Genomic DNA, 15600 nt, shown 5'->3' on the forward strand with positions numbered 1-15600 from the left:
GCGGTCGGGTCGGCGAGCAGGTCGGCGCGACGGGTGGGATCGGGAGGGCTCGCATAGCGGCCTAGTGCGGCGGTCTTGAAAACCGCTATGGCGGCAACGTCATCGTGGGTTCGAATCCCACGCCCTCCGCCAGGACGGCCCTCGGGCGTCGCGGCCGCAGGCCGGCCTGACGCCACGCGGGTCACCAAGAGTTCACCTCCGGGAGCCTGCACCCGGCGGTCCCGGTGATAGGTTGCTGCTGGTTGCTGAAGCAGTTCCTCGCAAGACGTAGATGTCACCCAGCCACGCCCGGCGGGCGGGCCTGGGCGTTCACGAAGGACGGGCATGTCCCGTGCAGTGGGGCGTAAGGCAATCAGACCGGCGGGCACCCTGCTGGCCGGTCCACCGCCAGTTAGACGAAAGTAGTTATACCCATGGCACAGGGCACCGTGAAGTGGTTCAACGCCGAGAAGGGCTTCGGCTTCATCGCGCAGGACGGTGGCGGCCCGGACGTCTTCGTCCACTACTCCGCCATCCAGAGCAACGGCTACCGTTCCCTCGACGAGGCGCAGCGCGTCGAGTTCGAGGTCACCCAGGGCCCCAAGGGCCCCCAGGCCGACGCCGTCCGCCCGCTCTGATCTGAGCTGATCGGACCCCTGGCCTCCGGGCCAGGAGCACCGAGCCGCGAGACCCCCGACAGGTGTCCTGTCGGGGGTCTCGCGCGCGCCCGGACCGATTTCTCAGGGTCGCCTCGTTACACTCGGGAGAAACCCCGGTGGCGTCACCGGGCCGTTGGCATGGACGAAAGGCGCCCGCGTGTCGGACGAAACCCGTGGTCCCGCAGGGGAGTGCCCCCGGGGGGAGGGCGAGGGTGCGGCTGCCCTGACGCGTCGTGAGATCCGCGCGATCGGGCCGGAGCGGCGCCGCCACCCGATCCTGCGCGGGATCGTCATCGCCCTGGTCTGCGTCCTGTCGGTGGTGGCCGGCGGCAGCGTGGTCGCCCTGTTCAAGCTCAACGGCAACATCAAGGCCCTGGAGATCAGCTCGGGCCTGCTCCGGCCGAAGGCCCAGGTCTCCACCGACCCCACCTCCGGCAAGGCCGCCGCCAACATCCTGCTGATGGGGGTCGACAGCCGCGCCGGCAGCAACGCGGTGTATGGCGACGCCGCGGACGCCCGGTCGGGGATGCGGTCGGACACCACGATGCTGGTGCACCTCGCGGCGGACCGTCGCTCGGCCGTCGTGGTCTCCATCCCCCGCGACACGGTGATGCCGGGTCCCCCGGTGCTCCGGTCCGCGAGCGGGGGCAGGTCCTCGGCCTCCTCCACCGGCCCCTCCGCCCCGCCCGGGTGCGACATCCATGCGCCGGTGACGACGTGGGACTCGCGACGGATGTTCAACGAGAACATCACCCTGGGGGGCATCGACTGCGTGGTGGCCACGGTGATGCAGAACACCGGCCTGAGCATCGACCACGTCGCGACCGTGGACTTCTCCGGCTTCAAGCAGATCGTCAACGCCATGGGGTCGGTGCCGATCTGCGTGACCAAGCCCGTGAGCGATCCCCTGTCGGGGCTCAGGCTCACCGCCGGGTGGCACGAGCTGAACGGAGAGGAGTCGTTGGCCTTCGTCCGCACCCGCCACGGCGTTGGCGACGGCAGCGACATCGGGCGCATGCGGCTGCAGCAGGACTTCGCCGCTGCCGTGGTCCGCAAGGCCACGTCGACCGGGGTGCTGCTGAATCCGGCCAAGATGTACGGCGTGATGGACGCGGCCACCAAGGCGTTGTCCACCGACCCCGAGCTCGCGGGCGGGCGTGGGCTGTCGAGCCTGGCCCTGGAGCTGCGGGAGATGAAGCCCGCGGACATCCGCTTCCTCACCGCCCCCACCGAGCCCTACCCGCGCGACCCCAACCGCCTGCAGCTGAGCCCGGCCGCCACCCAGCTGTGGACGTTGCTGCGCAACGACGCGCCATGGCCGGGGACCCCGGGGAGCACCCCTCCGTCGGCGACCCCGACGCCGTCCGCCATCCCGACGCTGTCCCCGAGCACGGTGTCCTTGTCGGTCGAGAACGCCTCGGGCGCGGACGGCCTCGCGACCCAGGTGGCCAAGGCGCTGCGAGCTCAGGGCTTCGTGATCACCGCGACCGGACCGGCCGGCCGGGTCGCCGACGGCTACGTCATCCACCACTCGCCCGCCCAGCTCGCCCAGGCCAAGGAGCTGGCGCTCGCGCTACCCGGCGCGACCCTCAAGAGCGACGGGGCGCCGGGAGCCGCCCTGCGCGTCGTCGTCGGACGCGGCACCCGGCCGGTGCTCGCCGTCCCGAACCGGCTCGGCACCGGCCCCTTGCCCGCGCAGCCCATCGAGGCGCCTCCGGCCACGGGCTCGGGCGCCGGTACGCCCGCGGCGCCGACCGAGGCGCCCACCCTGCAGGCCAAGTCCGCCGCGGACGACGTCTGCAGCGACACCTCCAAGGGCGCCGCGGGCTGACCCCGCGGGAGCACCGCGGGCCGGGATCCCCGGCGGTGCGCGGGGCGAGACTCGCCGTGGGCAGCCGTTTTGCCCGCGCGCGCTGCCGACCGGTAGCCTGTGCGGGTTGCACTGGAGGTGTCGCATAGTGGCCTAGTGCGCCCGCCTGCTAAGCGGGTTGAGGTTGAAAACCTCTCGCGGGTTCAAATCCCGCCACCTCCGCAGCCGCCGCCGTCCCGGCGGTGCGCGACAGCCCCTGACCTGCAGGTCAGGGGCTGTCGCGCGTTAACCGCCCCCCGGTTGCTGAGACGGACCAGCGATGACCTAGCGTGATGGGGTGGACTTTTCTTTTTCTCCTGCCCAGGAGCAGTGGCACACGCGCATGGCGGAGTTCCTCGAGGCGGAGGTCTACCCGGTCGAGGAGCAGGCGCGTGCCGAGGCGGTGCGCAGCGCGCAGGCAGGCACCTGGGAGCGGCCGTCGGCCGTGGCCCGGCTCGCCGCCGCGGCTCGCAGCGCCGGGCTGTGGAACCTCTCGTTGCCCGAGCCCCACGGCGCGGGGCTGAGCCTGCTCGACGTGGCACCGGTCGTGGAGCTGTCCGGCCGGTCCCCCCACCTGGCGCCCGAGGCCATCAACCTGAGCAGCCCCGACATCGGCAACATCGAGCTGCTGCTGCGCCACGGCACCCCGCAGCAGCGCGAGCAGTGGCTCGACCCCCTGGTGGCGGGCGACCTGCGCTCGTCGTTCGCGATGACCGAGCCGTCCGTCGCGTCCTCGGACGCCGGCAACATCGCCACCGCCATCGAGGTGGACCAGAGCTCGCAGGAGCTCGTCATCAACGGCACCAAGTGGTGGTCGAGCGGCGCCATGGCCCCCGACTGCCGCATGCTGCTCGTCATGGGCCGCTCCAACCCGCGCGGCCAGCGTCACCAGCAGCACTCGCTGGCGATCGTCCCCAAGGACACGCCGGGCGTGCAGGTGGTGCGATCCACCAGCGTCCTGGGCTATCCGGACGCCGTCACCGGGGGGCACGCGCAGATCACCTTCACCGACGTGCGGGTGCCCATGACCAACCTCGTGGGCGGGCTGCACCGGGGCTTCGCCCTGGCCCAGGCGCGGATGGCCCCGACGCGACTCATGCACTGCCTCAAGCTGATCGGCGTGGCGGAGCGGGCCTACGACCTGATGGCGCTGCGTGTCCCGAGCCGCATCGTCTTCGGTCGGCCGCTCGCCCAGCAGGGCCTGGTGCAGCAGTGGATCGCCGAGTCGCGGGTGGCGATCGACCAGGCTCGGCTGCTCGGCTACCGCGCGGCGTGGGCGCTGGACCGCACCGACGAGCAGGAGTCGGCCGCGGCGGTGTCCGCACTCAAGGTGGTGGCGCCCCGGATGGCGACGGCGGTGGTCGATCGCGCGATCCAGGCGTACGGCGGGATGGGGTTGTCCGAGGACCTGCCCCTCGGCGAGCTCAACGCCTACTGCCGTCAGATGCACATCGCCGACGGCCCCGACGAGGTCCACCTCCTGGCCGTGGCCCGCCACGAGCTGAGCCGCTACAGCGACTGACCCGCCGGGTCGGGCTCGACCCCGGCGTGGTGAAGGCGGCGGCTGGGCCGTCATCGACCCTGCCGCCGCCCTCACCGCCTGCGTCACCCGCCCGTCGGGCGGTCAGGCGTGCTGGTCCTCTGCGCCGGTCCCCGGCTGCACGGTCCACGCCGGCGGCTCGTCCTTGCCGGACTCCTCGTCCCGCTCGGCGTCGGCAGCGGTCGCCTGGACGATGCCCTGCGCGTGGTGGGTGGGGGCGTAGACGGCATACAGCCGCAGCGGCTCGTCGCCGGTGTTGATCACGTCGTGCCAGGTCCCCGCCGGGACCTGGATCGACCAGCCGTCCTCGACCTCCTGCTGGAAGGACAGGTCGTCCTCGGCCGGGCCCATGACGCAACGGCCTCGGCCGGCGTCGACGCGCAGGAACTGGTCGGTCTCGGGGTGCGCCTCCAGGCCGATGGACTCGCCCACCGGGATGGACATCAGGGTGACCTGGAGGTACTTGCCGGTCCAGGCGACGGTGCGGTAGGTGTCGTTCTCGGTGGTGGCGGTCTCGATGTCGAAGGCGTGGGGCCGGGGGCCGTTGTCGACGATGTCCATGGGTCCTCCTGGAGGGTCGGTGGTCCTCCAGTCTTATCGCATCGACGCGCGAGGCACCGACCGGGGCCGGTCAGTGGCGCGGCAGCCGCACCGTGAACGTCGTCGCGCCGGGGCGGGAGGCCAGGGACACGTCCCCGCCGTGGGCGCGGACGACTGCGTCGACGATGGACAGACCCAGGCCGGAGGAGCCGGCGGCGCGGTTGCGGGCGGTGTCGCCGCGGGTGAACCGCTGGAAGAGCTCGGGCTGCAGCTCGGGGGCAATGCCCGGCCCGTCGTCGTGGACACGCAGCAGGACCTCGTCGTCCCTGGTCCTCACGCAGGTGAGCACCCGGGTGCCCGCCGGGGTGTACTTGTGCGCGTTGGCCAGGAGATTGACCAGCACCTGCCGCAGCCGGGCCTCGTCCCCCACGGTCTCGACCGCCACGTCGGGCAGGGCCAGCTCCCAGCGGTGACCCGGTGCGGTGACCTGGGCGTCGCTCACGCACTCCATCACGAGCAGGGTGACGTCCACGGCGGCCCGCTCGAGCGGGCGGCCCGCGTCCAGGCGGGCGAGCAGGAGCAGGTCCTCGACGAGCCCGGTCATCCGGCGGGCCTCGGACTCGATCCGGTCCAGGGCGTGGCGTACCCCCGCCGGGACGGGGTCGCGCTCCCGGCGAGACAGCTCGGCATACCCCTGGATCGAGGCGAGCGGGGTCCGCAGCTCGTGGGAGGCGTCCGCCACGAACTGACGCACCCGGGTCTCCGACCGCTGCCGCGCCTGCAGCGCCTCGTCGACGTTGTCGAGCATGGTGTTGAGGGCGTGGCCGACCTGGCCGACCTCGGTGCGCCGGTTGGTCAGCTCTGCGGGCACCCGGTCCGCAAGGGCCACCTCGCCCTGGGCCAGGTCCATCCGGGAGACCGCGGTGGCGGTCTCGGCGACCCGGCGCAGCGGCCACAGGTTGCGCCGGACCAGCCAGGTGCCCAGCAGCCCGGTCAGCGCGAGCCCGGTCAGCGAGGCGAGGGTGATCGTCCGCAGCAGCTCGCCGAGGGCCTGGCGCACCCCGGTCATCGGGATCCCGGTGACGATGGTCGTGCCGGCGCCGGTCGGGTCCGGGCGGTAGGTCGAGACGACGCGGTAGTCGCCGAGGGCGCCGACGGAGACGGTGCGGGGCGTCTCGTCGACCCCCGCCCGGTTCACCGCCGCCACCTGGTCGGCCGACAGGCTGGAGTAACCACCCTCGCTGATGACGTACGCAGGTCGAGCCACCCCGTCCTGCAGGCACACCCGCAGCATCCCCTCACCGGTGCCGGGCGGCCGGTCGGTGCACTGGCGAGGGACGTCGTCGTGGCCGCCCCGGGGACCGTGGTCGATCATCCGGGCCTGCTGGACCAGCTGCCCGTCGACCTGCTCGGTCAGCCGGCGCTCCATCACGAGGACCGTCGCCGCTCCGATCGCCAGGGTGACGGCGAGGAAGAGCGCCAGGACACCGGCGACCAGCGTGGCCGCCAGGGACCGGTCGCGCGGGCGCATCAGCCGGCAGGCTTCAGCACGTAGCCCACGCCGCGCATGGTGTGGATCATGGGCTCGCGGCCGTGGTCGACCTTCTTGCGCAGGTAGGAGATGTAGAGCTCGACGACGTTGGCCTGGCCGCCGAAGTCGTAGCTCCACACCCGGTCCAGGATCTGGGCCTTGGACAGCACCCGTCGAGGGTTGCGCATGAGATAGCGGAGCAGCTCGAACTCCGTCGCCGTGAGCCTGATCTCGTCGCCGCTGCGGCGCACCTCGTGGGCGTCTTCGTCCATGACCAGGTCTCCCACCGTCAGCACCGAGCAGCCCCCCTCCTCGGCCACGGCGGTGCGGCGCATGAGGGCGCGCAGGCGGGCCACGACCTCCTCCAGCGAGAACGGCTTGGTGACGTAGTCGTCGCCGCCCGCCGTCAGGCCGGCCACCCGGTCCTCGACGGCGTCCTTGGCGGTGAGGAAGAGCACCGGGATGTGCGGGTCCTCCTGACGCATCCTGCGCAGGACCTCCAGGCCGTCCAGGTCCGGGAGCATCAGGTCGAGCGCCACCGCGTCCGGCCTGAGCTCGCGCGCCGCCCGGACCGCCTCGAGCCCGGTGCCCGCCGTGCGGACCTCCCAGCCCTCGTAGCGCAGTGCCATGCCCAGCAGCTCGGCGATGTTCGCCTCGTCGTCGACGACGAGGACGCGGACGGGGGAGCCGTCCGGACGGCGCAGGGCCGGGGCGGAGGGGGCGTGCGTGCTCATGGATCTCATCGTGCGAGCCCTCCCTGTGCGGGCCACAGGGTGATCCTGTGGTGATCCTGTGCGACCACTATGACGCACACCTCCAGCACCCAGGGTGCTCCGACGCCGGTATGACGGACGGCGGCCCCTCCCGAAGGAGGGGCCGCCGTGCAGGCCCTGCGTGGTGTCACGCCTGGGCGATGCGCTCCTTGAGGTCGTCGAGCTGGGTGCGCATCTCGGCGGGCAGGGTGTCGCCGAACTGCGCGAACCACTCCTCGATCATCGGGATCTCGGCCTCCCAGCCGGCCTTGTCGAAGGCGAGGGCGGTCCTGAGCTGCTCGTCGGTCAGGTCCAGGCCGTCGGTGTCGAGCTCCTCGGGCCTGGGCAGGACACCGATCGGGGACTCCACGCCCTCGGCCTTGCCCTCGAGCCGGTCGACGATCCACGCCATGACGCGGGAGTTCTCGCCGAAGCCGGGCCACACGAAGTTGCCCTCGTCGTCCTTGCGGAACCAGTTGACCTGGAAGATCTTGGGCAGCTTGTCGGCGTCGCCCTTCTTGCCCATCTCGACCCAGTGGTTGACGTAGTCACCGGCGGCGTAGCCGATGAACGGCAGCATGGCCATCGGGTCACGCCGCACGACACCCACAGCGCCGGCCTGGGCCGCCGTGGTCTCCGAGGAGAGGGTGGCGCCCATGTAGGTGCCGTGCTCCCAGTCGCGGGACTGGGCGACCAGCGGGATCGTCGAGGGACGACGTCCGCCGAAGAGGATCGCCGAGATCGGCACGCCGTTGGGGGAGTCGTACTCCGGCGCGGCGATCGGGCACTGCGAGATCGGCGTGCAGAAGCGGGCGTTGGGGTGGGCCGCCTTGTCGGTGGACTCGGGGGTCCACTCGTTGCCCTTCCAGTCGATGAGACGGGCGGGCTTCTCGTCGGTCATGCCCTCCCACCAGACGTCGCCGTCCGGGGTGCGCGCGACGTTGGTGAAGACGGAGTTGCCGCGCTCGATGGTCTCCATGGCGGACTTGTTGGTGCTCCAGCCGGTGCCGGGCGCCACGCCGAAGAGGCCGAACTCGGGGTTGACGGCATACAGCCGGCCGTCCGGCCCGAAGCGCATCCAGGCGATGTCGTCGCCGACCATCTCGGCCTTCCACCCCGGGATGGTCGGGGCGAGCATGGCGAGGTTGGTCTTGCCGCAGGCCGACGGGAAGGCCGCGGCGATGAAGTGCGTCCTGCCCTCGGGGTTGGTGAGCTTGAGGATCAGCATGTGCTCGGCCATCCAGCCCTCGTCGTGGGCGATGGCGGAGGCGATGCGCAGGGCGTAGCACTTCTTGCCGAGCAGGGCGTTGCCGCCGTAGCCGGAGCCGAAGGACCAGATCGCGCGCTCCTCGGGGAAGTGCACGATGTACTTCGTGTCGTTGCACGGCCACGGCACGTCCTGCTCGCCGTCGGCGATCGGGGCGCCGACCGAGTGGAGGCACTCGACGAAGTCGGCCTGCGTCTGCTCCATCTGCCGCAGCACCTCCGCGCCGATGCGGGCCATGACGCGCATGGAGGCGACGACGTAGGCCGAGTCGGTGATCTCGACGCCATACATGGGCTGATCGGCCTCGAGGTGGCCCATGACGAAGGGGATGACGTACATCGTCCGGCCCTTCATGCACCCCTGGTAGAGGTCGCGCATGATGGCCTTCATCTGCTCGGGGTCCATCCAGTTGTTGGTGAACCCGGCGTCCTTCTCGTCCTTGCAGCAGATGTAGGTCCGGTCCTCGACGCGGGCGACGTCGTTAGGGTCCGAGGCGGCGTAGTAGCTGTTGGGCTTCTTGGCGTCGTCCAGCTTGACGAAGGTGCCGGACCGGACGAGGGACTGGTTGAGCTGCTCGGCCTCCTCGTCGGTGCCGGTGACCCAGTGGATCTCGTCCGGGGTGGTGAGCGCGGCGATCTCGTCGACCCAGGCCGCAAGCTTCTGGTGAGTGGTGGACATCGTGATCCGGCCATCCCTTCTATGCCGTCGTTGGCAAGATTGTGCAGTCACCGTATCCGCTGCCCCCGGCACCGGCCACGTGGCGGCGGGCCGGTGCGGGCAACCTCACACCAGGCGCCTGGCGCCTACAGTGGGGAGCGGCCCGTTGCTCTGCCGGGCCGGCCGACGACCAGGGGAGTGCGGGACGTGCAGCAGCTGCGCATGGGTGGGGTCCAGGTGGATCTCGCCACCGAGCAGGAGACGATGGACCGCTACCGCCGGGCGCTGCGCGGTGAGGGGGAGCCGCTGGCCGTCGAGTCGGCGAACCTCGATCACCTGCACTGGTTCCCGTCGGGGTCGCACGACCGGTCCGCCCGCGGCCTGTGCTGGCTGACCCTCATGGACGGCGCCCCCTTCGTCCTCACCGCGCAGCGCGTGACCGGTCGTCGGCACGAGCGCCTGACCGGCGCCGACCTGCTCGAGCCGATGCTGCGGGCGGCCGCGGAGGAGGGCGCCTCGGTCGGTTTCCTCGGCGGTATGCCGGGCATGCACCGCGCGCTCCGTGAGCAGCTCGCCACTCGCATCCCCACCCTGCGGATCGCCGGCACCTGGGCCCCGGAGCGGGCGGAGATCACCACCGCGGAGGGGGCCGCCCGCTGGGCGCGGATCGTCAAGGACGCCGGCACCGACGTGGTGGTCGTGGCCCTCGGCAAGCCGCGCCAGGAGGACTGGATCCGCGAGCACGGGGTGGAGTCGGGCGCCCGGGCGCTGCTGGCCTTCGGCGCGGCGGCGGACTTCGTCGCCGGCACCGTCGAGCGCGCTCCCCAGCGGTGGCAGGACCACCACCTGGAGTGGGCCTACCGCCTCTCGCGGGAGCCGCGTCGCCTCGCACGGCGCTATCTGCTGCAGGGGCCGCCGGCGCTGCTGCGGCTCGTGCGGCACACCGACCGACCAGCCCGCTAGCCGACCAGGCCTACCGATTTCGTGGGTGCGCCAGTCCTGCGGTAGAGTCGTACCTCGTTGCACGGCCCTTCGGGAAGTGCACGAACTGCACCCGTAGCTCAACGGATAGAGCATCTGACTACGGATCAGAAGGTTAGGGGTTCGAATCCCTTCGGGTGCGCTCTGTGTTGAGACAGAAGCAAAGGCCCCGGCCAGCGGAAACGCGAACCGGGGCTTTTCGCATGCCCCGGTGGTTCCGCCCGCGGAAGAGCCACTGACAGCAGCGATGACAGCAACGCGGCTCGTGTAGGCCATCACGACGCATCCCCCAGCACGCCGTCCATCGCATCGGCAGCGGCCCGCAGTCCGGTCGGCAGGACATGCCCGTACGGGTCCGTCGTGATGGCGAGCTGCGAGTGCCCCAGCACCTCCATGACCACCCGCGGCGGCACCCCCTGAGCAAGCAGCAGCGAGGCGCAGGTATGCCGCAGGTCGTGGAAGCGGATGCGACGCACCCCGGCCTTGGCGATCTGCTCGTCGAACAACCGGTTGAGGTTACGCGGCTCGATCATCGTGCCCTTGCCCGTCGCGAACACCACCCCGGGATCCATCCACGACGCCGAGCCCCGACGCTCCCCATCCTGTGCCGCCCGGTGCTGTTGCAGCGCCTGCACGCACACCGCCGGAAGGGGAATCGTGCGACGGGACCGCGCCGTCTTGGGGGTCCCGACGACCAGGCCAGCCCCTGCCCCGAGCCGCTGGACCGTGCGACGGATCCGCACGGTGCCCCCGACCAGGTCGACGTCCTCCCACCGCAGCGCCAGCAGCTCGCCCTTGCGAAGCCCGAGGGAGACCCCGACCGCGAACAGCGCATACAGCCGGTGCTCGCGCATCGAGCCCAGGAAGAGGCCGGCCTCCTCAGCCGTCCAGGGCTCGACCTCCTGCCGCTCGACGCGAGGCCCGCGCACAAGCGCCGCGACGTTGCGGTGCACGATCTGGTCCCGCTCGGCCTCTGCAAGCATGACCCGCAACGTGGCGCGCGTGAGCTGCACCGTCCGGGCCGAGACGCCCTTGGCAGCCGTGGCAGCCAGCAGATCCCGCACGTGGTCTGAGTCGCCCCGGAAGCGCCAGCCGACCCCTGGCCGCACCCCGACCCCGCATCACAACCTCAACCCCAGCCGAGCACCGGCTCACGACCCTAGTGAAAGACCGGGGCTAGGCTTCGAGGACGCAATAGTCACCGTCGAGGCTGTCGGCCGATTCTCAGCCGGGTTATTAGTTGACCGGCGACAGGGGGATGACGTGCGCCTGTGGCGGCTGGTCGGCCGTTGGAGCGCCACATCCGAGTTGGTTGTTGCTGCGATAGTGCTCGACCGGGAGCGCAGCAGGCCGACCACCGGCGCCCCGGTGGTCGACTCCTAACTGCGGAGTTACCTCACTCCTGGCGCAGCGGATCGATCGTGGGGTGCTCGGAGTCCCTACCGGAGAGGCTATCGGTCAGGTCGTCACCAGGAGTCTCTGCCCCGGAGGTCTCTACCTCGACCGCGTCGGTAGCCTTCTCCGTGGCGTTGGGCTTCAAACGCAGGTAGTTGGCGACGGTCGGCAACTGCACCGCGCTGGCGGCGAGCAAGGCGACCGGGATCCCTGCGATTCCGGCGAGGGCGCCTAAGACGGGGCCGCCGACCACCTGGCCGAGCGCGTCAGCCTGGCTCATCATGGAGCCCGTGGTGGCGCGCGCCTTGGAGTCGACGTGACGATTCAGCCAGGCCCGGCGCACCGGCGTCCCGATGGAGGTGGCAGCGGCTCGTGCCCACCGCCCGACGAGCGCGATCCAGGCGTTGCCTGCCAGTGCGAAGACCACGACGCCCAGCACCTGGAAGAAGGACAACAGAGCCATCACCCGGGTCGGATGCTCCGCGGTCATCGCCTTGGGTGCGAGCTTGTTCGCGGCCACGCTCGCTACCAGACCGACGGCGGACGAGATGAGGGCGATCACGGTGAACCACACGGTTAGGCTGTTGGCGCCGAACCAGGGGGGCAGCGTAAGGTCGCGCGCCAGTCGGTCCACCCACAACCGGTCGAAGACTTCGCTCGTTAGCCCTGTCAGCAGCCCGATGAGCAAGAAGGAGCGGACCACGCCGGGTTTCCTCGCTGCGTTCAGCCCGGTGCGAGCGATGTCGGCCATGTGGGCAAAGGATTCACGTTCGTCCTTCGGCGTCGCCTGGAAGCCGGTCTCCGGCATGATGAAGATCATAAGTAGCGCCATGGCCACGAATCCGGCACCACCGATAATGATCGACCACCGCATGGAACCCGTCAGCAGCGCCACGGCGCCCGCCGCCAAGATTCCGACGATGTTGAACAGAAGGGCAAGTTGGTGGCCCCGGGTGAACACCGCCTGCACATTCTCCTCGCCGAGCTCGTCGGTTACCCATGCCTCGGAAGAACCGGATACGAAGGTGTACCCGACGCCCCATACCACCTGGGCCACGACGATTGGCCAGAAACTGGGGAAGACGCCGACAACGCTGATCCCGACGCCGAGGATGGCGAGCCCGATGATGATCGACGCGCGTCTTGAGTATAAGTCGGCGACGATGCCGGTTGGGATCTCCGCGATGAAGCAGGTGGCCTCTAGGACGGTACCCACTAGCACCAGCTGCATCGGGCTCAGGTGCGCCACGTCGACCTGAAAGACCAGGGAGAGCGTGAACGCAAGCGCCCAGAAGAGCGCCCATGCCGCCTGCAAGAAGATATAAATACCGCCGGCGTTGTTGCGCAGCCTATTCCAGGGCATATGGGTCCTTGTCTGAATCACACCGAGCAAGGCGAAGCCCGGGCGACGAAATTATTCTGGCGACTCTCGGATCACATTTAGCCCTGATCGTTCATGGTGTGGGCGGGCGTGAGGTGGCCCGGATGCACCGAAGTGCTCCCTGACCGGGGCAGACTTGGGCTTGTCTAAGGTCCCAGGTCGCCCAGCAGAAAGCACTCGGTAGGTGAAGCGTACGTCGTGGTCTACGGGGTTGGTGGTCACCGGTGATGGTGTCGGTGTCGTGGGGCACGCCGGCGCAGCGGCGGTACGCATGCTGGCGGACAGGGTGGGCCTGACCGACGGGTTGTCGGGTGCGATGGCGCGGCGGGGGTTCGTGCCGGTCCATGACCGGGGGCGGGTCCTGGTGGACGTCGCGACGATGCTCGTCGATGGGGGCGAGGCGATCAGCGACATCGCGGTGCTACGCCACCAGGAGGACGTGCTGGGGCCGGTGGCGTCCGCGCCGACGGCCTGGCGGACCTTGGACGAGGTCACCTCGGGTCGGTTGAAGAAGATCGCGTCCGCGCGGGCCAGGACCCGCAAGCATGTGTGGGCGTCGGTCCCGGGCGGGGTCCCGGAATCGATAGCGGTTGGGCGCGGGCTCGGGGACGTGGTGGTGGGGACTGCTGAAGATTTGGTTGACAGTCGACTTGTGGGGCCTTCGGGCCCTGCTGGAAGGATGTCAGCATGCCGGCACCACACCCCAAGGAGTTCCGTGACGACGTGATCGCGGTCGCGCGTCGGGGCGAGGCGCCGATCGCTCAGATTGCGAAGGACTTCGGGATCAGCGAGTCATGTCTAGGCCAGTGGCTTGCGAAGGCCGACGTGGAGGCCGGTGTCCGTCCCGGTACGACCGCGGCGGAGAACGCTGAGCTGAAGGAAGCCCGCCGCAAGATCCGCCTGCTGGAGCAGGAGAACGAGGTCCTGCGCCGCGCGGCCGCGTACCTGTCACAGGCGAACCTGAGGCTGGGCCAGTCCCCAAGATGATGTTCCCGCTGGTCACCGACCTCGCCGCCGATGGCGTCCCGGTCGCGGTGTCCTGCGGGGTGCTGAAGTTCTCCCGCCAGGCCTACTACGCCTGGCTCGCGGACCCGGTCAGTGACAGGGACCTGGTCGACGCGTACGCGATCAACGCGGCCCTGGACGTCCACGCCGACGACCCGGGGCTCGGGTACCGGTTCATCGCCGACGAGCTCGCCGCGGCCGGCCACGAGGTGTCCGAGCGACGGGTGTGGCGCCTGTGCAGCCAGGCGCGCATCACCAGCGCGCACTCGCGCAAGCGAGGCCGGGCGGTCCGTCCGGGACCACCGGTCCATGACGACCTGGTCGAGCGTGACTTCACTGCGGACGCCCCGAACCGGTTGTGGCTCACCGATATCACTGAGCACCCCACCGGCGAGGGGAAGCTGTACCTGTGCGCGGTCAAGGACGTGTGGTCACGCCGGATCGTCGGGTACTCGATCAGCGACCGCATGACCACCAGCCTCGCTGTGGACGCCCTGACCACGGCGGTCACGCGCAGGGGCGGCACTCGTGCCGTGACCGGCTGCACCATCCACTCGGACCGCGGCAGCCAGGGCGGATTCAACTGGTCGTCGCAACACCCTGAGCAGGAGGGTGGTGCGGGTCGTGGCGACCGGGCATTGGAGCATGAGGACCGGCGATGTGCCCGAGGGGGTGCGTCGGCAGTGGCGTGCTGATCGGGCGTTGCGGCCGCCGATGCGTTCCCCGGGCCGTCCGCAGCCGTCGCGGGCGGTGCAGCGGGAGTTCTGGCGGGTGATCGCGACGGGGGTCACGACCGCGCAGGCCGCGTTGGTGGTGGGCGTGTCCGTGCCGGTGGGGATGCGGTGGTTTCGTCACGCTGGGGGGATGCCACCGCTGAGTCTTGGTGCCCCGTCCGGGCGGTATCTGTCGTTCGAGGAACGTGAGGAGATCGCGATCCTGCGTGCCCAGGGGGCGGGGGTGCGCTCGATCGCCCGACAGCTTCAGCGCGACCCGGGCACGATCAGTCGTGAGCTGCGCCGCAACGCCGTTACCCGTGGTCATCGGTTGGAGTACCGGGCTGTCGTGGCGCAGTGGAAGGCTCAGGAAGCGGCCAAGCGGCCGAAGGTCGCGAAGATGGTCACGAACCCGCGGCTGCGCGCCTACGTCCAGGACCGGCTCGCCGGGCAGGTCTGCCACCCGGACGGCACGGTCGTGGCCGGCCCGGACGCCGGCGAGTGGAAAGGGTTGAACAAGCCCCGACGCGCTGACCGGCGCTGGTCGAGGGCGTGGAGCCCCGAGCAGATCAGCCAACGGTTGTCGATCGACTTCCCCGATGATGAAGGCATGCGCATCAGCCACGAGGCGATCTACCAGGCGTTGTACATCGAGGGTCGTGGCGCGCTCAGACGCGAGCTGGTGGCCTGCCTGCGTACCGGCCGAGCGCTGCGTCACCCGCGCGAGCGGTCCCGGAACAAGGCCCAGGGACACGTCACCCCCGACGTCGTCCTCAGCCAGCGGCCGCCTGAGGCCGCCGACCGGGCCGTGCCGGGGCACTGGGAAGGCGACCTGATCATCGGGACGGGCCGCTCGGCGATCGGGACGCTGGTCGAGCGGCACAGTCGCGCCACGATCCTGGTCCACCTACCCCGGCTGGAAGGGTGGGGCGAGCAGCCCCCGGCCAAGAACGGCACCTCACTGGGCGGGTACGGCGCCGTCGCGATGAACCAGGCCCTCACGGCCGCGATCAGCGACCTGCCGCAGCAGCTGCGCACGACGATCACCTGGGACCGCGGCAAGGAGCTGTCCGGGCACGCCGCGTTCACGATGGCGACCGGCACCCGGGTGTTCTTCGCCGACCCACACTCGCCCTGGCAGCGGCCCACGAACGAGAACACCAACGGGCTGCTGCGCCAGTACTTCCCCAAGGGCACCGACCTGTCCCGCTGGACCGCGACCGACCTACAGGCCATCGCGTACACCCTGAACAACCGGCCCCGCAAGGTCCTCGGATGGAAGACACCCGCAGAAGTGCTCGGCGAGCACTTACGATCGCTGGAACAAGCCGGTGTTGCATCGACCGGTTGA

11 protein-coding genes, 3 tRNA genes and 1 pseudogene are annotated in these 15600 nt (G+C 70.5%); 9 read left to right on the top strand and 6 right to left on the bottom strand.

The window, feature by feature from the left end:
* Positions 1 to 42 precede the first annotated feature (42 nt).
* The 5 genes from ACK2IS_RS01835 (at position 43) to ACK2IS_RS01855 (ending at position 4009) form a co-directional block, all read left to right on the top strand.
* A tRNA-Ser gene (locus tag ACK2IS_RS01835) sits at positions 43 to 132 on the top strand.
* Between the two features lie 281 nt (positions 133 to 413).
* On the top strand, positions 414 to 617 hold the full coding sequence (locus ACK2IS_RS01840) for a cold-shock protein (protein ID WP_013491183.1): 204 nt from the start codon (positions 414 to 416) through the stop codon (positions 615 to 617).
* 178 nt (positions 618 to 795) lie between these two features.
* Positions 796 to 2469 carry an LCP family protein gene (locus ACK2IS_RS01845; RefSeq protein ID WP_409484467.1) on the top strand — a complete coding sequence of 558 codons (1674 nt, stop codon included), beginning with the start codon at positions 796 to 798 and terminating at the stop codon, positions 2467 to 2469.
* Between the two features lie 113 nt (positions 2470 to 2582).
* Positions 2583 to 2670: transfer RNA gene (locus ACK2IS_RS01850), tRNA-Ser, on the top strand.
* Between the two features lie 115 nt (positions 2671 to 2785).
* The gene (locus ACK2IS_RS01855; protein WP_409484468.1) at positions 2786 to 4009 is read left to right on the top strand and encodes an acyl-CoA dehydrogenase family protein; all 1224 of its coding nucleotides are present in this window, start codon (positions 2786 to 2788) and stop codon (positions 4007 to 4009) included.
* A 102-nt stretch (positions 4010 to 4111) separates the two neighbouring features.
* Here the strand turns inward: ACK2IS_RS01855 and ACK2IS_RS01860 are convergent, their stop codons facing one another.
* The 4 genes from ACK2IS_RS01860 to ACK2IS_RS01875 form a co-directional block, all read right to left on the bottom strand.
* Positions 4112 to 4588, bottom strand: coding sequence for a cupin domain-containing protein (locus ACK2IS_RS01860; RefSeq protein WP_409484469.1), 477 nt, complete (start codon positions 4586 to 4588; stop codon positions 4112 to 4114).
* A 70-nt stretch (positions 4589 to 4658) separates the two neighbouring features.
* Positions 4659 to 6098, bottom strand: coding sequence for a sensor histidine kinase (locus ACK2IS_RS01865; RefSeq protein ID WP_409484470.1), 1440 nt, complete (start codon positions 6096 to 6098; stop codon positions 4659 to 4661).
* Positions 6098 to 6832, bottom strand: a complete 735-nt coding sequence (locus tag ACK2IS_RS01870; protein ID WP_409484471.1) for a response regulator transcription factor — start codon at positions 6830 to 6832, stop codon at positions 6098 to 6100. The genes ACK2IS_RS01865 and ACK2IS_RS01870 overlap by 1 nt, the downstream gene beginning before the upstream one ends.
* Positions 6833 to 6998: 166 nt before the next feature.
* Complete coding sequence (locus ACK2IS_RS01875) at positions 6999 to 8795, bottom strand: phosphoenolpyruvate carboxykinase (GTP) (RefSeq protein ID WP_409484472.1); 1797 nt, start codon at positions 8793 to 8795, stop codon at positions 6999 to 7001.
* 186 nt (positions 8796 to 8981) lie between these two features.
* On the opposite strand from ACK2IS_RS01875, the gene ACK2IS_RS01880 reads away from it, so the two are divergent.
* Both ACK2IS_RS01880 and ACK2IS_RS01885 read left to right on the top strand, forming a co-directional pair.
* The gene (locus ACK2IS_RS01880) at positions 8982 to 9737 is read left to right on the top strand and encodes a WecB/TagA/CpsF family glycosyltransferase (protein WP_409484473.1); all 756 of its coding nucleotides are present in this window, start codon (positions 8982 to 8984) and stop codon (positions 9735 to 9737) included.
* A gap of 87 nt (positions 9738 to 9824) precedes the next feature.
* Positions 9825 to 9897: transfer RNA gene (locus tag ACK2IS_RS01885), tRNA-Arg, on the top strand.
* A 133-nt stretch (positions 9898 to 10030) separates the two neighbouring features.
* Here ACK2IS_RS01885 and ACK2IS_RS01890 read toward each other — a convergent pair.
* The gene (locus tag ACK2IS_RS01890; protein ID WP_409484474.1) at positions 10031 to 10819 is read right to left on the bottom strand and encodes a tyrosine-type recombinase/integrase; all 789 of its coding nucleotides are present in this window, start codon (positions 10817 to 10819) and stop codon (positions 10031 to 10033) included.
* A gap of 332 nt (positions 10820 to 11151) precedes the next feature.
* Positions 11152 to 12513 (bottom strand): MFS transporter, encoded by a 1362-nt coding sequence (locus ACK2IS_RS01895; RefSeq protein ID WP_409484475.1) that lies wholly within the window; start codon positions 12511 to 12513, stop codon positions 11152 to 11154.
* Positions 12514 to 13218: 705 nt separating this feature from the next.
* Between ACK2IS_RS01895 and ACK2IS_RS01900 the strand changes: the two are divergent.
* Positions 13219 to 14108: pseudogene (locus ACK2IS_RS01900) on the top strand (IS3 family transposase); the annotation flags it as partial.
* 73 nt (positions 14109 to 14181) lie between these two features.
* A complete protein-coding gene (locus ACK2IS_RS01905; RefSeq protein ID WP_241450126.1) occupies positions 14182 to 15600 on the top strand; it encodes an IS30 family transposase in 1419 nt (472 codons plus the stop codon).

Source organism: Arsenicicoccus dermatophilus, assembly GCF_046267915.1.
Taxonomy (GTDB): Bacteria; Actinomycetota; Actinomycetes; order Actinomycetales; family Dermatophilaceae; genus Arsenicicoccus; species Arsenicicoccus dermatophilus_A.

What these genes read in the sequence shown, in the direction of transcription:
- ACK2IS_RS01865 (WP_409484470.1), bottom strand. Translation starts at nt 6,098, where the DNA reads ATGCGCCCGCGCGACCGGTCCCTGGCGGCCACGCTGGTCGCCGGTGTC.
- ACK2IS_RS01860 (WP_409484469.1), bottom strand. Translation starts at nt 4,588, where the DNA reads ATGGACATCGTCGACAACGGCCCCCGGCCCCACGCCTTCGACATCGAG.
- ACK2IS_RS01840 (WP_013491183.1), top strand. Translation starts at nt 414, where the DNA reads ATGGCACAGGGCACCGTGAAGTGGTTCAACGCCGAGAAGGGCTTCGGC.
- ACK2IS_RS01895 (WP_409484475.1), bottom strand. Translation starts at nt 12,513, where the DNA reads ATGCCCTGGAATAGGCTGCGCAACAACGCCGGCGGTATTTATATCTTC.
- ACK2IS_RS01875 (WP_409484472.1), bottom strand. Translation starts at nt 8,795, where the DNA reads ATGTCCACCACTCACCAGAAGCTTGCGGCCTGGGTCGACGAGATCGCC.
- ACK2IS_RS01905 (WP_241450126.1), top strand. Translation starts at nt 14,182, where the DNA reads ATGAGGACCGGCGATGTGCCCGAGGGGGTGCGTCGGCAGTGGCGTGCT.
- ACK2IS_RS01870 (WP_409484471.1), bottom strand. Translation starts at nt 6,832, where the DNA reads ATGAGCACGCACGCCCCCTCCGCCCCGGCCCTGCGCCGTCCGGACGGC.